The organism is Citrobacter freundii complex sp. CFNIH4, assembly GCF_002934505.1.
GTDB lineage: Bacteria > Pseudomonadota > Gammaproteobacteria > Enterobacterales > Enterobacteriaceae > Citrobacter > Citrobacter freundii.
The window spans coordinates 87,757-105,435 of sequence record NZ_CP026233.1; the positions used below are offsets into that span (position 1 = coordinate 87,757).

Consider the following 17,679-nt stretch of genomic DNA (forward strand, 5'->3'; position numbering starts at 1 on the left):
GTCACACCTCGTCGCTATGTGTCTTGTTTAGCTGGCGCTCGTACTCGTTTAGCGCCCGGCGAATTTTTGCTAAGGCAGTGGCGCGTTGTCTTAACACGGCATACCTGGTTTCAACTTGCTGGATCAACTCTTGTGCCCAGACAGGCTCTTTCTTGAAGTGCGACATGCTGTAGGCATGACCGCGACCCTTCTTGATATGTGTCGATAGAACCCTTTTCTTTTGTCCGGGAACTTGTTCGACAAATCTGTTGCGATACCACTCTGCAACGAGTGATACGCCTAGAATGCGAACCCGTGTACCGACACGCCCTTGTTCGTCCTCTGACGCTTCTTCACGCGCTGATTTGTGCGCGTTCCAGTACATGTCCGCTTCCTGCTGCGCCTCGACAGCAAGAACCGCTAAGGCGTGATCCAGTTTGCTCCGTACCTCTGCAACAAACTCTCGTCCCTCTGCCTCTAGCAGATCCTCTGTTATCTCGGATCGTTCTTCTTCGAGCTTCGGATCTAGCAGATCTAGCCATCGCTCTGTTGGTAGACTCACCTCAATACCCTCCCAATTCCTATCCAATTCCTATCCACATAACTATCTATCTGGAATTTAAAGCTGATTATTCCAATACTGGAATCTAGTTCTGTCACTAGGCTAACCCATCTTTGGAATTTGTCAAATTTCCCTCTATCTATCTGGAATCTTGATGCTCTTATTCTTTCACAGCCTCTTTACATATGAATCTATATTTAAAGATTCCAGATATATTGGATATGGCATCAAAGATTCCAAATGCCTCTTTACCACCGTCTCTCGATGCTGGAGGGCAAGCGGTTCTCGATGCGAGGGTAAGGTCTGTTTATCTGAGCCTATCCGTGCAGCGTTCCCATAGGTTCCCTTACTCAACGATCAAAAAGCCACCGAAAAGCAACCTATATGCCCCTTTTGGGCAATTACACAGGCCATCTGTCCCCGCTTTTAGCCTTATTCTCTATCCAACACGCGGCAAGCAATCGAAAAGCAATCTAAAAGCAATCTTTGGAGGATTTCATGAGTCAATTTGTTCTGGGTTTGGATATTGGTTACTCCAACCTGAAAATGGCAATGGGGTATAAAGGTGAGGAAGCTCGCACAGTCGTCATGCCGGTGGGGGCAGGTCCATTGGAACTGATGCCACAACAGTTAACTGGCGGTGCAGGGACCTGCATTCAGGTTGTGATTGATGGAGAGAAATGGGTTGCAGGCGTCGAGCCTGACCGATTGCAAGGATGGGAGCGTGAGCTTCACGGCGACTATCCTTCGACCAATCCATACAAGGCTCTTTTCTACGCTGCACTCCTGATGTCCGAGCAGAAGGAGATCGATGTGCTGGTGACTGGCCTGCCTGTTAGTCAGTACATGGACGTAGAGCGCAGAGAGGCGTTGAAATCTCGGCTTGAGGGTGAACACCAGATCACGCCAAAACGATCGGTAGCGGTTAAGTCTGTCGTGGTTGTACCTCAACCTGCCGGTGCTTACATGGATGTTGTAAGTTCAACCAAAGATGAAGACCTCCTGGAGATTATCCAGGGAGGAAAAACCGTTGTAATTGACCCTGGGTTCTTTTCTGTAGACTGGGTAGCTCTTGAAGAGGGAGAGGTCCGCTATCACTCATCTGGCACCAGCCTCAAGGCGATGTCGGTGTTGCTACAGGAAACGGACCGGCTAATTCAGGAAGACCACGGCGGTGCCCCTGGCATCGAAAAGATCGAGAAAGCTATTCGTGCCGGTAAGGCCGAAATCTTCCTCTACGGTGAAAAGGTATCGATCAAAGACTACTTCAAGAAAGCCTCAACCAAAGTCGCTCAAAACGCCTTGATCCCTATGCGGAAGTCAATGCGTGAGGACGGGATGGATGCTGACGTAGTTCTGCTGGCTGGCGGCGGTGCCGAGGCTTACCAAGATGCGGCCAAGGAGCTTTTCCCTAAGAGCAGGATCGTACTGCCCAACGAATCCGTGGCATCCAATGCCAGGGGCTTCTGGTTCTGCGGCTGATAGATAGGAGGTCGTTGTGGCTGGTAGCAAATGGGATGGAAAAATATCTAATCTGAACATATCGGAGCAAGCCTTTCCGGAGCTCTATCGTGAACTGTCCCAGATGCAGCATAAGGCGCGTAGTGATCGGCTCCGCGCCCTTGCTCTATTGGGTCTTTATTCTCTTCGATTTTCTGGCAACATTGGGTCTTTTGAGCAACAGAGTTCAGAGAGTCAACCTGCACAGCATCAAAATTCGCCAGTGCAGACTGACGCAAAACTGAACTCTCAACGTGATTCACTTAAAGGAAAACTGATGGGCTCCGTATGACATGAAAGACCACGAGGAGTTCTCTACGCTATCAGCGGCTGAACGTAGAGAGTTAATAATCGCAGAGTTAAAGCGTAAAAGCCGCATTCGCACCCTGTTGCGAGGACTCCCGTTAGATGAAGTTCGGGAGATCATTGACAGAATGAAGGGCGTTCTCAATGAACTGGAGGAAGAGTACAAAAAGCGAGAAGAAGAAGAAAAAGAAAAGCGAGCTCAGGCTGAGCGAATAATGAGCGACATGGAATCCTGCGGTGTGGACATCGGCTTGCTCAACGAAATGTTCACGAGCAGATCAGAACCTGATAATGCTAAATATTCAAAAGACGGAGTTTCGTGGAGTGGGCAAGGACGTCGCCCGGATGCTTTCAAGGGGTTGGGAGCTGTCGAGCTGGAGCGCTACCGTATCCCACAGAAGAAGTAAAAAAATGAGCGCCGCAAAGTTTGGGCGCTCATCTTCTGGTCCGAAATGTCATAGTCTACTCAAGCACACTCTTTCTCCCCACCACCATGCCTTCCTTGTTCTTTGCAGAACGGACATTCAACGCAGGTTCTTTGATTAACAGAGGTGAAGTACGTACACTTGCAGTTGTCGCACACCTCCAGCATTGCGTCCCCACTTCTCAGCTCCGAAGCAAGACACCAGGCATCAGTAATATCAAACGGAGCCCACCGAGCACCTTTCATTCCGGGCACTTCTTTGCGGATTGCGTGATACATTCTAAATGCCTTGTTCAAGGCTTTGATGTTCACAGACCGCAACACGGCTTCTCCACCAATGTTGAAGTAGAGCTGCATTAGAAGAGAGGCCTGTATCTTGGATGTGTGACTATGAATCAGTGTCGCACCACCCCGGAAAGTTCTGGATTTTCGTTCCAGAGTATATCCGTCCCTCTCCAGATCCTGGTAAAGCCGTCTGACCTGTTTGTAGGTCAGACCAGTCTCGATCATGATGATTTTTGTGATGTACCCAGCAAGGGCCATGTGTCGAGCTGTAACCCAGCGACCCAATGTACCAGAGTTGCCAATGTTCATCTCCACCTCCCACGTCCCTGTAGAGACTGTTGCAGTTTTTTCAATACCGGGTGTGTTAACTCTTCCCGGCTGTCATCGAGAATTTCTTCAATGATGCTCGGAGCAAAACGAAGCGTAAAATGCGTAACCGTTGTTCCAGACATGTGGCGCAACTGGCTGTCTGTTGCCTTAGCCACCAGCTCCGCAAGCTCTCTCGAAACCCCGAAAACTTCCTTTGCCATCTCCGGGTCTCTCGATGCGACGCGGTTAAATAGCAACCAGTAGGCAGCATCAAATTCATCAACACTATGGTTGATAAAAACTACAGGGTCGTAGTCGCCAGAGAGTCGCGTGATGATGTTCTGCTCTGCTGTTTCGAGTTTGAAAGAGATCAACACGCCAGAGGCCAGAGCTTCCAATTGGGAAGGTGTTGCCAGTGACAGCTTTTGAACGGTGTCCATGCCCAAAGAAAATTGTGAGGCCGCATCATCTGGACGTTCTTTTGCCAGAGTGGATAGCAGGTTCCACAATGTCAGATCGAACTCGTAGACGTTTCTATCAGCTTCTTCTTGATCGAGGTTGACGGCTCTTGCATCCCACGCACCAATAATATCCAGTTCCAACATTCCGCCCCCCTCACAAATCACGAAGGTTGCGATAGATAGCCAAGACTCGGCTACCATAGTTTCTGGCTCGGATTTCGTCTTCCCAGGCGTGATAGCGGCCAACGCCAAGCTCCAAGTCATTTGGAGATGACTGAATGGCTTCTGATAGCACCTCTGCCCCAACCATGACGTTGGTCTCTGGGTCGAGAAGATCTGCTGGAGAAGAAACTCTATGACCATTCCACCGGATGCTCACTTGCATAAACCCGACATCAATGGCACGACCGTACTGCTGCTGAAACTCAGCGAGCTTAGCCTTTGCCTGATCTTCCGACTTAGCATAGAAAGGAAGCCCAGGAACGCGAAGCGTCCAAGGCCAAGGACTTATAGAGCCATTACCTCTCCCTGATGCAGATTCGGCCAATGCGACCGAATACACTAGAAGAGGGTCGAGGTTATATGCTTTCGCTGCTTTGTCGAAGATGGTTCCGCTCAGGTCAATAGCATTCGCTGTTGATGAAAGGAGAGCCGCAGACAGAACTAGCGCCTTGGCTTTGTTCTTCATCAGCTTGCCTCCTTATGTCTGAGGGGTATTTCGTGTTCTTCGTCGTACCGCTCCGGCCAAATCTCAGACGGCTTCACACCCAAAGCTGTAGCTATCTCATGTTCCCAGCGTGGACTGGGCTTATAGAGTGCCGTAGACACCACCTGCCGAGATGTTTTGTGTTTTCTGCCCAATGCGGCCAGAGAAAGCCCCTGGATCTTGAGTTTGTACTTGATCCACTCACGTTTCTTCTCTGGGTCGCTTGGGATGTCTATCAATTGGCATTTATCCATTGTTTGCCACCCTTTAAACTGCGTTGTTAGCCATACAAAAAGTGCGTTATTCGATGAACGCTTTTAGAGTTCTTCTATTGTCACAAACTGACACATTTTGCGCCTTTATAAGCCCAAATAATGATGCTATCAACAATAAAAAACCTTTAAAAACATACACTTAACTTTGTACCGACGGAACAAAGTTACAATACTTTTAGTAATCAATGGGATACGGATATTTTTGCGATAGTAATGGAAAGTGCGCCAAAAGAATGGCGGAAATAGCGCACGGGGAGTGCGGTATTTTGTGATATTAAATAGCGTTTAGGTATAAGTGATTTTAGGGATACAGCGAGGGCTGAAATTGCGAATACAGCAGGAGCTGAGGAGGGCAGGGAAGGCAAAGGCGCATCCCGACCACACAAGGATGATGGTGTTTACAGAAAGAGATATTTGAGAAAGAGAACTCTGCGGTGTTGCAGATGGGGACCAAAGCGTTAGCAATGGCCTATTCCATAGTGTATGCGATTTGTTTGACATGTTCAACTATGTAATGCTTTGTCAATAAACGCCTTGTTCCGTAAGGGCAAACTTTCACATGTGAAAGTTTGAGGGCAAATTCTAATCGAAGAAGTTGCCAATGGAATGGTTGTTTAGCAAAAAATAGTCAAACTTTCACAGTTGCATTTTTTGATGCCGTGGTAAACTGGAGGTAAAGAGTAAGGGGGTTGATATGAAACATGTGGTCAATATTCTTCTGCTGGGAATGGTGCTTCTGGGAATAGCCATGATGGCTGACACACCTTGGGGACTTGGTGTGGCGCTGGCTCCCTTCGGCGTTTGGGGTGCTCGTTTCCTATTTCTGGTTCACAAAAGCCTTTGGGCTGCTGTTATCTTTTGGGGAGGGATCGCTTACTTCCAGTGGCAAGTTGCTTTGGTTGTCGGGGCTCTGTTTGGACTAACGTGCTTTATCCGCGTTGCGCGGTCAGCATATAAAGAGGCACCACCTACCCGGCGCAGAAAAAAACAAACTGGTGGGTTTCAAGATTCCTATGATTTTGACCAGCGCTTCCATATTGGAGCTGGAGACGAATAAGGGGGCCTGCTGGCCCCCTTATTATTTGGTTGGTCTTTTAGAACCTTTGATTTGCTATGTTGTACCCCCTGACGGCAGTCAAATAGCTACCTGAACGGTCTCCAGCTTCCGTCGAGTTCTGCAATACGTTTACCAGCTTGTCCGTAAACTCTTCGTTTTGCTGAGAAAGAACAGGCTGACCTCCTTGCATCATCGGTGAGCCATCCGGGTTACGTTCTGCATACTCCATTTTCAGATTCTGAACAGCCTGGTTCATGCGACCTTCGTTTGTGTCAAACGATTCGGCATAAACAGCGGCTTGGGATTCAGTCAGCCCATAACGGCTTTGAGCGATAGACTGCATCGTTTCTTTGAACTCATCACCGTACTGGTTCATAAACTGCTGCGCGGCTCCACCACCAGCTTCTGCGGCAGAGGATAGCGCTGCTGCATAGAACGCGCCGCGTTCCTCAATGCTCATCCCTTTAGCGGCTTCCGATAGATCAGATTTACCAGTTAACCACTCCTTCGCTGCATCATAGCCGCTTGCAGCAGCTCCCATGACGTTGCGGCCAAGTTTAGCCATACCGACCATCGCATCACCGGCCCAGCCAAACTCCTCTTGCACGGCCTGGTCGCCGCGTTGAGTGGCCGCGATGAATTGGTCGCGTTGTTCAGGTGTCATCGTTCTCATTTGATCCATCGCTCTTGAGAACGCATCAGCGCCAGCTTGACCACCAGCAATGAGAGCTCCACCTGCTTGTTCAGCTCTGCGGCCCATCCAATCACTGGAGTTGTCCCACGCTCCCCACGCCGAAGCGCTCCAAGACATTTCCGGAAGCGAGTTCATAAGGTTATCTTGGGCTTTTTTCAGTTCAGGAGCAGATACATTTCGCTCTGTTTGCTGTGCTTGGTTATGAAGAGCTGACGTACCGGCTGCATGTTCATTTTGAACAAGGGGGCTATTCGTTGGTAACTGCCCAGCTTCTGATGCCGGATTAGTTCCAGCCATCCCAGCCACATTCTCCCGGAATCCGGTTGGGATGTTAGGTCCACTGCCTACAGCCCCTTGAACCTGACCTGGTAGGCCTTGAACATTCGGGCCTTCAATGCCGTTATTTCCGTAAGCATCACCACTAAATGCTCCGTTGCGACCGGACGCGGTATTGATCGCCTGTAGTGCGGCTTGATACCCGCCAAGCTCCTTACCCTGTTCGTAATTTTTGGAGTTGGTCATTGCTGTCATTCGCGCTGCTGCCTGGGCCACTTGAGGAGACATTCCGTAGGCTTGGTATCTTTGCTGTAGTGAAGCCGCCTCGTCTTTAACCGATTGCGGCGCGGCATTTCGGAAATAGTCATTCAGTTGGTTCATGGCCGCAGGGGTTTGTGCTACTGCACCACCGAGAGTTTTAAAGTCGGTATTAGTCATGGAGCCCATTTGGTTTTGGAGCTGACTCATTGTTGTGAAGGTGTCCGATGCAGACACCAGTTCAGAAGCGGACTTGGATAGGTTCTGGGATAAGCTATCGCCCCAGGTTTGCTTGAATGACTCGCTTCCAGAACGGCTGAAACCCTGCGCTAATTGATTTGTCAACGCCTGGCTATCGGTTTGCGAATAGCTCACACCCTTCATGAACTGGGACACATCACTCGCTGACCAGCTTGAAGAGTCTTGAGTTGATGACTCTGTTGCTCCCTTCGCTTGCGCTTTGATGTCCAGGACATCACTGCCGCCGCCTGATTCGCCATTACCACCAGCAGGAACTAGGGCTGTACTGTTTGATTTCACACCAGCAGCGGCCTTCATTGCTGCCCTGGCCTTGCCAACCATAGGCATAAGCATGGACGCAGCTTCGTCAACATCGAGTGTGCCCATAGCCTGCATGGCAAAAGCACCTTTGACAGCATCAGAGTGGCTATCATCCACCTGGAACTTATCCATGAAGTTCTTGGCTTGCTGGTTGATCAATTGGCTTTGAGCTGTGTTTTGCGACGAAACGTTGCGCCCGACATTGGAGAGTCTTGAATAGGCTTGATCCTGACTTACTCCATCAGAAAAACCTCGACCAAGAGTGCTTTGGAAAGCCTCCGATTTCTGACTTTGTAATGCCTGTGCGGAGCTCACGCCTGATGCCAAGGTGGAGCCAAGCGAGAAGGTACTGATCATGCTTTCTGCGCCGTTTGCAATCGCACCACTGAACTGGTTGTGATTGTACGCTGGCTGACTTTGCATAACCGGACCTTGCTTGAGTAGATCTGGCGTTTGCATCTTTTCGTCAACGTGGTCAGAACCACTTATTCTCGATGCCAAGCTGGTGAAGGCGTAGGTGCTACCTGTGACGATAAACAGGGAAATCACCGGAGTGGCCGCAGCCAACATGCCGCCGGTTGCAATCCAGTGTTGCAGAACATCTCCAGTTGAGGAAAGAGCGTACATGGAGTTGAGACCACCAGCACTGAGGCTAGACATCTCATTTGACGCGGCGGTATGAACAAACAGGTTTATAATTGAGAGGACTGGCATCCATAGCTGAATCCAGAGGATGGTTTGTACATATTTCCCGGCTAACTGGAGGCCGAAGCTGCCCATCACGATAATAAAAGCAATGATCGGGGTTATAGCATAAATAAAGCCTTCAAAGAACGTCAGCATTGGTCGGACGACGGTCATGAACATCGACTGCTCTGCGGCCCACTGTGTGTTCCGTTGCTGAATAGCCTGGTTGACCATCAATGCAGAGCCATAATCCTGGAGGTCCTGATAACGTCCTGCTGCGGCTTCATAATAGAGGGGCTCCAGAACGGCGGCTTTCAGATAGTCGATTGATGACGTAGTTGTGGCACCCATCGCTTGAAGCGAATCGGTCAGCTTCGTTAGAGCGTTGTCTCCAGTTGACGTGTCAATACCCAGTAGGCTGTTAAGAGCATCAACAACAACCGGGCTGCTTAGGTTGGCGGTTGCAGTGCTAATAGCCACCCATCCGTCAGTACATGTGTAGTCAGCGCCGTCAGGGTTTGCTGTAGACAAATACAACCTAGTTCCGTAGAGCTGTGAGTTGAATCGCAAAGCTGAGTCAGTTGAACGGTTCATCAACTCATCAAGGGACATTAGGTTGAGATCGACTTTGGTTAACGTGCATTCCCGAATGTAATTGTTCCAGGAACGCCTCACGTCAACATAGCCGCCTCCATTTGCTGAGTTAAGCGCAGTAAAAACTCCTGTGTCATAGGCTCGCCGTCTGACGTCATTCAACAGTTTCAGTGTTTCGGAAAAGTGGCTTTCCGTGACATTGGGTACGATTACCCCATATCCAGTTTCAAACAAATTGGTGATGGTGTATCCCACGTTGGATATGACACCTCCAGCAAAGCCTACCCCAATAGGGACATTGGCGACGACTCGAACCTGCCCTGTATAAGCGTCCTCGATAGTCACAGTTGTGGTTGGGCCGAAGAAACAGGCATATAGAATCCAACCTACCAGCACTTGCTGGAGGTTGATTTGCTTTGCGCCCTGAAAGACGGACTGAATACAGATCATCAAGACCCCAAGAAGCAGGCCAATACTGACCATCTTCTCGAAATCCCCGGTGCCGGTGATCATTGATACTGCAATCAGGATTTGCTCCAGAAAAGCAGAGTCACCGATAGAGTGGATTGAAAAAGATCCCATTCCAATAGCTCCTTAGTTCGTGCTAGGAGGATTGGACAAAGTTGCCAGCATGTATTTTTGCTTGCGGATGTTGTCCAGTAGGTTGTTGTATTTCTCAATTTGGCTTGCCAGATCGCCGTATTGAGAGGACAGGATTGTGTATTCAGCACGGATTTGCTGTTGCGATTGCGCGAGAAGCTCTAGTGCCTCTTTCTTGTAGGGTGATTTGCTGTTAGCCATCGCAATGCGAGCTGCGCGGAAGAACTCTTCCGAGAAGCTATACATCATGGTCAGGGCTATCGCTCCTGATGACTCTGTTGCGAACAGGTTAGCGCCGTCCTGTGAAAGGACAGACAAGTTACGAACAATGGTGCCAATCCCTCCGGGGAGGTTAGAAACAAAGGCCTTTTCTGGGTCGGTTAAGGTTCCAGAGTTCGTTGCGTATTTGTAGATCACACCAGGTGTAGAGCTTGTTCCTAACAGCATATCGGTGATCTGGTTCTTGATACCTTTGAGCACGACAGTTTTATTGCTGGAGCCAGCACTCAGGCAGTTGGTCGTATCAGAATCACAGGAATAGATCTCAACAGAACCGCCTGAAATCAGGTCTGACAAGGTGATCTTGTTACCTGGTAGGGTCGTCAGAGGGGTTGTTTTCGCACCAGTGCCGGTTGAGTTCGGGTCGTTTACCAGATCACCAATGATGACTGTGCCGGTTAAAGACATGATCGCTTCAAGAAGGGTGTTATCCCCGTACTGGAACCAGGTGTTGGCGTTGTTGCTCTTGAGTTGCTTCCAGACGATGTTGCCAATCATCTTGTTGTATTCGTCAGGTTTGTTGGCTTTCAGTTCTTCCAGAGGACTCTTGCCGCTGGTTTCCTGCTTGGACCCGAAGAAGTCTTCATACAGGCCGGAAGTTGTCGCGGTTATAGAAGCATCAGTTTTGTGTTTAAGGTCCATGCCGCTGGTTAGGTCGTTCACGAAACCTTGAGCGAGCTGGCAGGAGTTGCCCAGATGTTGGTTGAGCGCTTGCACTTTCTTCTGGAAGTTCTCTATCCACTTCGCTCCGTCCGGGAAAACGTTATCGAGCGCAAGCTGGAAGGCATAGCCCTTGGCGTTGGCTGCTACAGCCCGAAGGAGTTGGACAATTTGATCCGCGTTAATGAAGGAAAGCGAACCGCCGAACAGATCTACACCACCGCAACCAGCTTTCCATGATGGAGGGGCAAAGCTCACCAGGTTCTCGTCGAAGATTCGTGTCTTTGCAGTGAACCGGCCACCAGCTAAAACGCCACGTCGTTGGCTTTCATAAACCCCAGGTGGTGTTGTGTTGCTCATTTCATTGAAGAGTTTGTCCATCTGTGATTGGAGGCCGTTAGCGGCTATCGCCCCTGTCGGTGCCATGACGAGACTGGCCGCCACACTCAGGGCAAGCAGGCTCCTTTTTAATGTCTTGTGCGTGACCATCTTAGTTCTCCTGTAATTTGTCCCGGATGTACTTCATGAGTTGTTCCGGTGGCACAAAGTTGTCTTTATCACCGCTCGCTTGAGATAGCTGTTTGAGGTCAGAGCCCAGCTCTGGTGAGGCCAAGCGTTCGGCTATGTTGTTTTCCAGGTTGAGTACCGGACGTGTACGGTTAAACTCTTCGTCTGTGACCCAACCATTGCGTTTTGCTGCGACCAAAATCCTGTGATTCAGCTCAGGAAGAGACATTGGCCCTTGTCCTATAGGAGCGAACTGACCGTCTGGAGATGCGAGGTAAACAGCAGGGAAAGTTACGATACCAAGTTGTTTGGCATGGCCTTCATCGGTTTTGTAATGGGGGAAAAGCCCACTGGGGAGTGGTTTGCCGTCCATAGATACAGGAATGATCGAGAATCCTTCTCCTTGTTCCAACATCTTGATGAGCGGTGCTTGCAAGTCACTGTAGTCATCGTCGGACTTGTAGAAGAAGAATATCCCTACGCGTTCGGCTACGCTTTTGAGTAGCATGTTTTTGGCGTTACCAGCGTCACGATCAACTTGTTGTGAGGCAAACGTGGCAGCAGGACGTCGAGTAATTTCATCCAAGAAAGGATCACCTACGACCGCCAGCTCTGTAGCATCGGAAAATTGTTCAGAGCGATCTATCGCAAATCGTTGCAAGTAGAGAAACGTCCTGACGTTTTCAACGGTAGGATTGTTCCAAGCAAGGTCTTTGTACTTGGGTAAGTTTTCCCGGAACCATTCCGCTGAGAACATTTCTGGGCCGCTCGGAAGCGGAGCAGCAGGCTTAGGCTGTGTAGGCTTCGCTTCTGCCACAGGCTTTGGTTTGGGCTTTTCGGGTTTTTTCTCTGGTTCTTTGGGCTCTTCCTTGTACCAGAACCAACCCTCTTCCTTTCGCTCATAAAAACCAGGTCTTGTGCCATCTTGAGCCCAAGCCTGGTGTGATGCCCCCAGCGTGAGCGCTGCAAGGAGCAGTAAATTCAAAGGTGATTTTTTCATAGTCTCACGCACGTATTTTCCCATGCTCGATATGGTAGAGGTGGGAGGCGTGAAATTAGGCAGGTGTAAGCGCCCATTTAGGGCGCTTAGAGCGTTTTATTTGTCAACTTTCACATGTGAAAGAATTGACCAAACTATTTGGTCGTGTCCTCTTCAACTTCTGTCGCTTCTGCGGCCATCTTCATCTGCTTCTCGACCATGCGTTTTTGGGTGATGTAGCGGATAACCATCTCGACAGCGCTGTTCAACGCAAGGATTCGCATCGCTCTGGTGGATGCAACGTAGAGCAGGTTTATTTCATCGTCACGGGCCATTGGGTCGAGCTCTGGGTCCAGGACATCCGGAAAGTCGTCATAGAGCTGAACAAAGTCCCACTCCAACCCTTTGCACCGATGAGCTGTTGAGACCGTAATGTCAGCCCCAAACTCTTCTTTGACTGTATTGCGTCGTAGAGTGGTGAGTCGTTCAGGGATTTCATCGTAGCTGTTGATGATCTTGACAGCCCTCATCATCTCAGGGTCTTTGGTCGCCTTCGCTACTTCTTGATACTCGAAGTAGTCTTCATACTCATCAAGCAGTTTCTTATTCTTTACCCGGTCTGGCTCTGCCATCGAAAACCAGTACAAATCCTGGAGCTCATTGATCTGGTAAGCGTCGATTCCACCGACCCAGAATACCTGCGCTCCGGATTCGGTCGCAGAGAGCGCCGTCTCTATAACCCCCATGACGGTTCGGTGAAGTATTGCGCGGTGGCCCACGTCACCTGGTAAAAACATGAGTACCTGATCTGCTGGTCCCCGGCCAACAACAGGTCGTGTTTCACCTTTGAGTTCAAGAAGGGCGTTTGCCACCAGCGAAACGTTGGGGCCAAAGCGGAAGCTATGAGTGAGATAGAGTTGGTCGGCGTTCATGAGCTCTTTGCTATCAAGGGCGTTGTTTGCGCCTCTGAACCTATAGATCTGCTGGTGGCGATCTCCAACCAGGATTACCTTGCAGTTCTGCTGTAGGACGATGCTACTTGTTACGGGGTTAGCGTCTTGTGCTTCATCAAAAAGAATGGTGGTGTACCGGCGAGACAGATTCGGCATCCCGAGCTGATACTGTTTGAGGTATCAATCGTGTACGGTCGGGAACGGATCTTGAACGTTTGTCATCCGTTTCCATATGAGCTCAGCACCTTCGACCACCTGGATTTGGTATCTCTCCTGTTTGGACGTAAGCACTTTACCCGTATCGGCGCGAGCAAAATGCGTATAAAGAATCCGCATGTCTGCACTACACATAAAGGCGTTGAGCGTATCGAGAATATCTTTGGCAAACGTCCAGTTCTTGGTATTCACCGCTTGGGCAATATCGGTGAGCCTTAGGTTGCCGGAGAGTTTGTGCTGGTAGCCCCTTCCTATAGTGGCGTAGGCAAGCTGGTGGGACGTTTTGCAGTCTACGTTTGCAGGAAACTTTTCTCTTGCCTCGTCGCGGATAGCCCTGTTGTATGCCAAGTAGAGGATACGTGAATCGAGGTTGTTGTGGGCGTACTTCACCAGTGTCGTGGTTTTACCCGTTCCAGCGTAGGCCTTAACGACAAGGCGAGGCCCTTTGTACTGAGTGATCAGTGATTGTTCTGGTGTGTCAGGAGGAAGTTGTTTCATGAGGCCCCCTACGACAAACACATCTGGAGAGTGATGCGCTTCTTTTGTGTCGAGAGGAACGTACTGATCCGCTTTTCTTCTCGGGGGAGGGATACTTCACAATCCAGATCTGTCCACCAGTCTGGGGCTTTACCTTGAGCCACCTCCGTAACCCAACTATGGAGACGGTGTAACCAGCGATAGTCGCCAATAGATGAGGTGGCTAGTGTCATAGCCTCCTCAATCTTGGTTTGAAGAGCCGCAGCTCTGTGTCGCCACTCTTCTGAATATTTAGCCTTTCGCGCCATCAGTTTTCCTCTTTCTTTTTCCCTCCCTTACCAGCTTTAGCGAGCTCTTGCTCCAACCCAGAAATTTTGGTCAGTGCATCATTGAGTCTTTGTTCGAGGCTCTTGGCCTGCTGGTCTTTTTCCTGCAACTGACCAGCCATCATGCCTTTGTCTTGAACAAGAGCGCGAGCTTCTGCTTCGGCGCTGGATAATTTGGCGTCCAGCTTTTCTACCTCTCCAGATAGGCGCTGGCACTCTCGTTCAGCGGATTCGCCATGAGCTTTGGCTGTGGCAAGGGAGTCCTGTGATTGGGCCAGTTTGGCCTGTACATTTTCGAGCTGCTCTTTCAACGATGTTTTTTGTTCCTGAGCGGCCCGGAGCTTTTCTGTCTGCTCTATACTCTTGCCTTTTTGCTCCTCCAACTCACCCTCTGTAGTTGCCAATTTTTGGCTCAAAGAGCGATTTTCGCTTTTAGCTTGCTCCAGGTGATCCTGTGCTCGGGTCAGATCTGCGGCTTTCGCCTCCAGCTTGCCCTCCAACTCAACGATCCGCTTTTCCAGCTTATCAATGTCAGCCAGTGAGCGTTCTAGCTCCGCAGACTTGAGGGATAGCGAGTTTTCTGCCTTACCAAGGGCCGCATCGAGCTCTGATTTTTTGTTGGTGAGAGCTTCAAGTTGTTCCTCCAGTAGCTCAGCCCGTTCGGTGGCATCATTTGCCATGTCCACGGCTTGCTGCATATCTTCCTGGTACTCAATTTCTTTCTGTCGTAGCAGTTCACGCTCGCGCTCAAGCTGTTCATCGGCGCTTGCTTTGGCTACCGTATAGATCTTCTGTAGGAAGAGCTCAGCATCGCTCATAACCGATTCTGGAAGGACTACCTCTACCAGCTCTTCATCGAGGGAGTGTTCCTCTGACCACTGTTTGAGATACGTTGAAATGGTGGTAAAGCTCCCCTTGCCAATGATGTCTCTGATAGCGATGACCGTTGGGCGTTTACCGGCGTCCTTGAGCTTTTGGGCCGCAGCCGCTACATCGTCAAACTCAACCAATTTTCTTGCCATGAGAACGTTCCTTTTAATTTGTAATGTTTACGATAATTACGATAATACGGTAATTATCATAATTATATATCATGCTGCTGTCGATTGGAATTGTTTGTGTGGGACAAAGCCCTTCCGGCTGCGGAAAAGCCTTGTTACGCGGTCACGCTGATTCATCCAGGGAAGGATTCGATAGTGACTCCACCGAAGGTGCCAAGGATTTCCGATGCCGCTTTATCAGATCGAGTTTTGCGTTGTTCTGAGGCGTCAAAGTTACGAAGCAATTTGAGCTGAACATCCTTATCCTGGAGCACGATCAGGGGCATTGGCGCGGTAACGGTTTTGAGTACCCCTGCGGCCATGACGTTTGCCACCGGTTGAACCTTTACTTCCCTTCGCTCCCGGAGATAAGGCTCCGGGGTGCTGGCGATCTTCTGGATAAGCTGCTCCAGGGGAAGTTGATAGTCTGGCCCAGATCGCTCCAGCTCCTCTCTGATGCGTTGCAAAAGCTCCTCTTTTACGGGCTTCTTCAAGGAGTCCTTCCGTTGCCAGGTGAAGCGGATAGAGTCGATGTCGCCATTGGTATAGCACCGAATTTGTCTGTAAAGGTGGAGAGTCATGACACCAGGGCAGTCCGCTCGAAGTGCTTCAAACCTCTCTTGCCTGGTGGGGTACGTCGAGATAATGAACTCCTCGATACCAGCTTTGGCCGCGTTGATGCGTTCAACCGTCGCCGCAATTTCGTCAGCTACACCAATCCTGGAAGGGGAGAACCAGAGTACCCCCACGGTGCGCCTGGCAGACTTCTGCGAATAGTCTGGGTTGATGTGAAGATCTCTGTAGCTGTGCGCTGCCAGCTCAAGAGCTTCGCGCCCAGTTTGTTCAGTTACGACAATCTTGTTGACGGGCTCGTTCTCCATTCCTTTTCCGGTAGGAGGGATGGCCGCAACTTTTGCGTACCGTGGCGGTAGTCGTTTGATAAGAGAGGACAGGTTCGTTAAGTCGCGGCACATGGCCGAGAATTGTTCTGATATGAAGTTTTTAGCCATGCTGCCGCCTATGTGTGGGTTTGTTCTAACAGTTCATTGGTTACATAGTAGACAGATTTAGACCATCATGCAACGAGGGGGAGGGGCAAGAATACGCCTCCGCTTCGCGTCGGCGGGTGCCCTGTTTGACCTTCGTGTGTGAGATTAGATTGAGAAAGAGAGAGAAAAAGAGAGAAAAAGAGAGAAAAAGAGAGAAAGAAGAAAAGCGCGGGGCAAGCCAGAAATGTGGCTGAGGGGGACTGCTGGGGTGGGGCTGGCACCCTCTATACCCCACTTTGCATGATGGTCTAACTTTGTGGTTATAGGACGACTTTTAGAGTGCCTAGATTTGCTCGATTAGGACAAATTTCGGTCCATCCACGCTGATTGGCGTAGCAGCGCGATGGCATCAGAAGGGGTAACTTTCCATGCGTTGGAAAGCTGGCGAACTGCGAAGACTGCGAGCTCCATTCGGTCGTCATCATTGATGAAATTCTGGAGCTGGTTTCCTCGCTCACTAAGGATGATCGCAACACCGGCCTTGCCGTTGTTGTAAACCGCAAAGCTCTTATTCTTCGCGTCGCCGTGATAGGAACCCTCAGCCTTGCTACGCAAACCAAAGAGAACGCTGCAAAACGCCGTCAGTTCGCCGCGAGTGAGCTGCACCGTGATCTTGCTTTTCCAGTCTGGGCTGGACCCCGATGCCCTGATCGGCGCAATCTCGATGCTGACCGTAGGATATTCACCTCTGGTTAGCGTGTGTTGCACATTCAGGCCGGTGCGTTTCGCGGGGTCCTTCTGCCAGTCTGAGAAAAATTTGAGACTTTCGCCGTAGGATTGTTCTGTCATTCCAAATTACCTTTGCTTTGAAGCTCCTGGAGCTGGACCACGAGGTCACGTTGGACTTTGGCTATCTCTGTCACCAAGTCGGCGGTGGCAATAGCGTCGGTCGCTGCTGAATGGGCTCGACCTTTCCAGCTCACACCTGCCTCGCAGGTGGCATCCGCAAGTGAGATTGTGCCGTGCCGGTTGGTTGAGCCAAAGGCATCAGCCGCCAGCTTCATCGCGCACAGACAGTTCTGCTCTTGCCACCAAGAGAGTTGGTCTCCAAATGCACTGGCTGTTTGCCTCAACATCCTACTGTCGAAACTGGAGTTAAATATCACCAGATGACGGCCCGACAAAAGCCGGGCGAGAGCTGGCGCAACTTGAGTCCACGTAGGCTCATTCGACAGCTCAGTCTCGGTGATGCCATGAACACCCATTGCCTGAGGGTCTATTTCCACGGTTGGCCGTAATCTGGTGCAGAGGAGAACCGCGCCTCTGATGTCAGTAACAGCCAGCTCGATCACCTGGTCTCTTTCACCAAGTCCGGTCGTCTCGGTATCGAGAACCAGAGGTTCCAGAGCGACCCACCTTTGTGCCATGACAGAGGCCTTTGCCAGGTTGCTACGCATTCTTGCCTTGACCGAAAGGATGGATTGCGCCCTTATTTGCTTTTGTGATGCCGGTGAACAACCCCTTCTCCGCATTGGTTGGCAATCTGCTATCCGGTACACTCCAAATTGGCCACCATACCCGTTTTTGTAGAACGAAACTGGCTCTACTCCTGGCTTAGGCTTCATCCGAAATTCGTCCCTGAGCCGTCCTTTTGAAAAGCACCTATCGGCTTTCATGGCTTCGGCTCTGGCAAGTTCGAGTTCTTCATCATTCATGCTG

16 protein-coding genes and 1 pseudogene are annotated in these 17,679 nt (G+C 50.2%); 4 read left to right on the forward strand and 13 right to left on the reverse strand.

Annotated elements, in window-relative coordinates:
- Position 1: 1 nt before the first annotated feature.
- On the reverse strand, positions 2 to 541 hold the full coding sequence (mobI, locus tag C2U41_RS26860) for a conjugative transfer protein MobI(A/C) (RefSeq protein WP_001447712.1): 540 nt from the start codon (positions 539 to 541) through the stop codon (positions 2 to 4).
- A gap of 498 nt (positions 542 to 1,039) precedes the next feature.
- Here mobI and C2U41_RS26865 point away from each other — a divergent pair, with 498 nt between their 5' ends.
- Genes C2U41_RS26865 through C2U41_RS26875 form a run of 3 tightly spaced genes read left to right on the forward strand, consistent with a single transcriptional unit; the run spans position 1,040 to position 2,754 of the window.
- A complete protein-coding gene (locus tag C2U41_RS26865; RefSeq protein WP_000077458.1) occupies positions 1,040 to 2,023 on the forward strand; it encodes a ParM/StbA family protein in 984 nt (327 codons plus the stop codon).
- A gap of 16 nt (positions 2,024 to 2,039) precedes the next feature.
- Positions 2,040 to 2,333 carry a hypothetical protein gene (locus tag C2U41_RS26870; protein ID WP_000919078.1) on the forward strand — a complete coding sequence of 98 codons (294 nt, stop codon included), beginning with the start codon at positions 2,040 to 2,042 and terminating at the stop codon, positions 2,331 to 2,333.
- Position 2,334: 1 nt separating this feature from the next.
- Positions 2,335 to 2,754, forward strand: coding sequence for an H-NS family histone-like protein (locus tag C2U41_RS26875; protein ID WP_000651490.1), 420 nt, complete (start codon positions 2,335 to 2,337; stop codon positions 2,752 to 2,754).
- Between the two features lie 59 nt (positions 2,755 to 2,813).
- On the opposite strand, the gene C2U41_RS26880 is transcribed toward C2U41_RS26875, so the two are convergent.
- Genes C2U41_RS26880 through C2U41_RS26895 form a run of 4 tightly spaced genes read right to left on the reverse strand, consistent with a single transcriptional unit; the run spans position 2,814 to position 4,786 of the window.
- The gene (locus C2U41_RS26880) at positions 2,814 to 3,365 is read right to left on the reverse strand and encodes a FlhC family transcriptional regulator (RefSeq protein ID WP_001020646.1); all 552 of its coding nucleotides are present in this window, start codon (positions 3,363 to 3,365) and stop codon (positions 2,814 to 2,816) included.
- Complete coding sequence (locus C2U41_RS26885) at positions 3,362 to 3,970, reverse strand: hypothetical protein (RefSeq protein WP_000891157.1); 609 nt, start codon at positions 3,968 to 3,970, stop codon at positions 3,362 to 3,364. The genes C2U41_RS26880 and C2U41_RS26885 overlap by 4 nt, the downstream gene beginning before the upstream one ends.
- 10 nt (positions 3,971 to 3,980) lie before the next feature.
- Positions 3,981 to 4,514 (reverse strand): transglycosylase SLT domain-containing protein, encoded by a 534-nt coding sequence (locus C2U41_RS26890; protein ID WP_000790610.1) that lies wholly within the window; start codon positions 4,512 to 4,514, stop codon positions 3,981 to 3,983.
- The gene (locus C2U41_RS26895; RefSeq protein WP_000356489.1) at positions 4,514 to 4,786 is read right to left on the reverse strand and encodes a helix-turn-helix domain-containing protein; all 273 of its coding nucleotides are present in this window, start codon (positions 4,784 to 4,786) and stop codon (positions 4,514 to 4,516) included. Before C2U41_RS26895 ends, C2U41_RS26890 begins: the two co-directional genes overlap by 1 nt.
- A 715-nt stretch (positions 4,787 to 5,501) precedes the next feature.
- Here C2U41_RS26895 and C2U41_RS26900 point away from each other — a divergent pair.
- Positions 5,502 to 5,864: a hypothetical protein gene (locus C2U41_RS26900; protein ID WP_000683483.1), complete on the forward strand. Its 363-nt coding sequence runs from the start codon at positions 5,502 to 5,504 to the stop codon at positions 5,862 to 5,864.
- Between the two features lie 37 nt (positions 5,865 to 5,901).
- Here the strand turns inward: C2U41_RS26900 and C2U41_RS26905 are convergent, their stop codons facing one another.
- From C2U41_RS26905 to C2U41_RS26945, 8 genes and pseudogenes are all read right to left on the reverse strand, one after another.
- Positions 5,902 to 9,516, reverse strand: coding sequence for a conjugal transfer protein TraG N-terminal domain-containing protein (locus C2U41_RS26905; RefSeq protein ID WP_000534551.1), 3,615 nt, complete (start codon positions 9,514 to 9,516; stop codon positions 5,902 to 5,904).
- A gap of 12 nt (positions 9,517 to 9,528) precedes the next feature.
- Positions 9,529 to 10,962 (reverse strand): conjugal transfer protein TraH, encoded by a 1,434-nt coding sequence (locus C2U41_RS26910; protein ID WP_000256129.1) that lies wholly within the window; start codon positions 10,960 to 10,962, stop codon positions 9,529 to 9,531.
- Position 10,963: 1 nt separating this feature from the next.
- Positions 10,964 to 12,004 (reverse strand): conjugal transfer protein TraF, encoded by a 1,041-nt coding sequence (traF, locus tag C2U41_RS26915; RefSeq protein ID WP_001326396.1) that lies wholly within the window; start codon positions 12,002 to 12,004, stop codon positions 10,964 to 10,966.
- A 110-nt stretch (positions 12,005 to 12,114) separates the two neighbouring features.
- A pseudogene (locus tag C2U41_RS26920) lies at positions 12,115 to 13,626 on the reverse strand (UvrD-helicase domain-containing protein).
- A 286-nt stretch (positions 13,627 to 13,912) separates the two neighbouring features.
- Positions 13,913 to 14,953 carry a DNA-binding protein gene (locus C2U41_RS26930; protein WP_000101568.1) on the reverse strand — a complete coding sequence of 347 codons (1,041 nt, stop codon included), beginning with the start codon at positions 14,951 to 14,953 and terminating at the stop codon, positions 13,913 to 13,915.
- Positions 14,954 to 15,105: 152 nt separating this feature from the next.
- A complete protein-coding gene (locus tag C2U41_RS26935; protein ID WP_001097010.1) occupies positions 15,106 to 15,981 on the reverse strand; it encodes a DNA replication terminus site-binding protein in 876 nt (291 codons plus the stop codon).
- 336 nt (positions 15,982 to 16,317) lie between these two features.
- A complete protein-coding gene (locus C2U41_RS26940; protein ID WP_000139717.1) occupies positions 16,318 to 16,809 on the reverse strand; it encodes a hypothetical protein in 492 nt (163 codons plus the stop codon).
- A complete protein-coding gene (locus C2U41_RS26945; RefSeq protein ID WP_000997323.1) occupies positions 16,806 to 17,675 on the reverse strand; it encodes a 3'-5' exonuclease in 870 nt (289 codons plus the stop codon). The genes C2U41_RS26940 and C2U41_RS26945 overlap by 4 nt, the downstream gene beginning before the upstream one ends.
- Positions 17,676 to 17,679 lie beyond the last annotated feature (4 nt).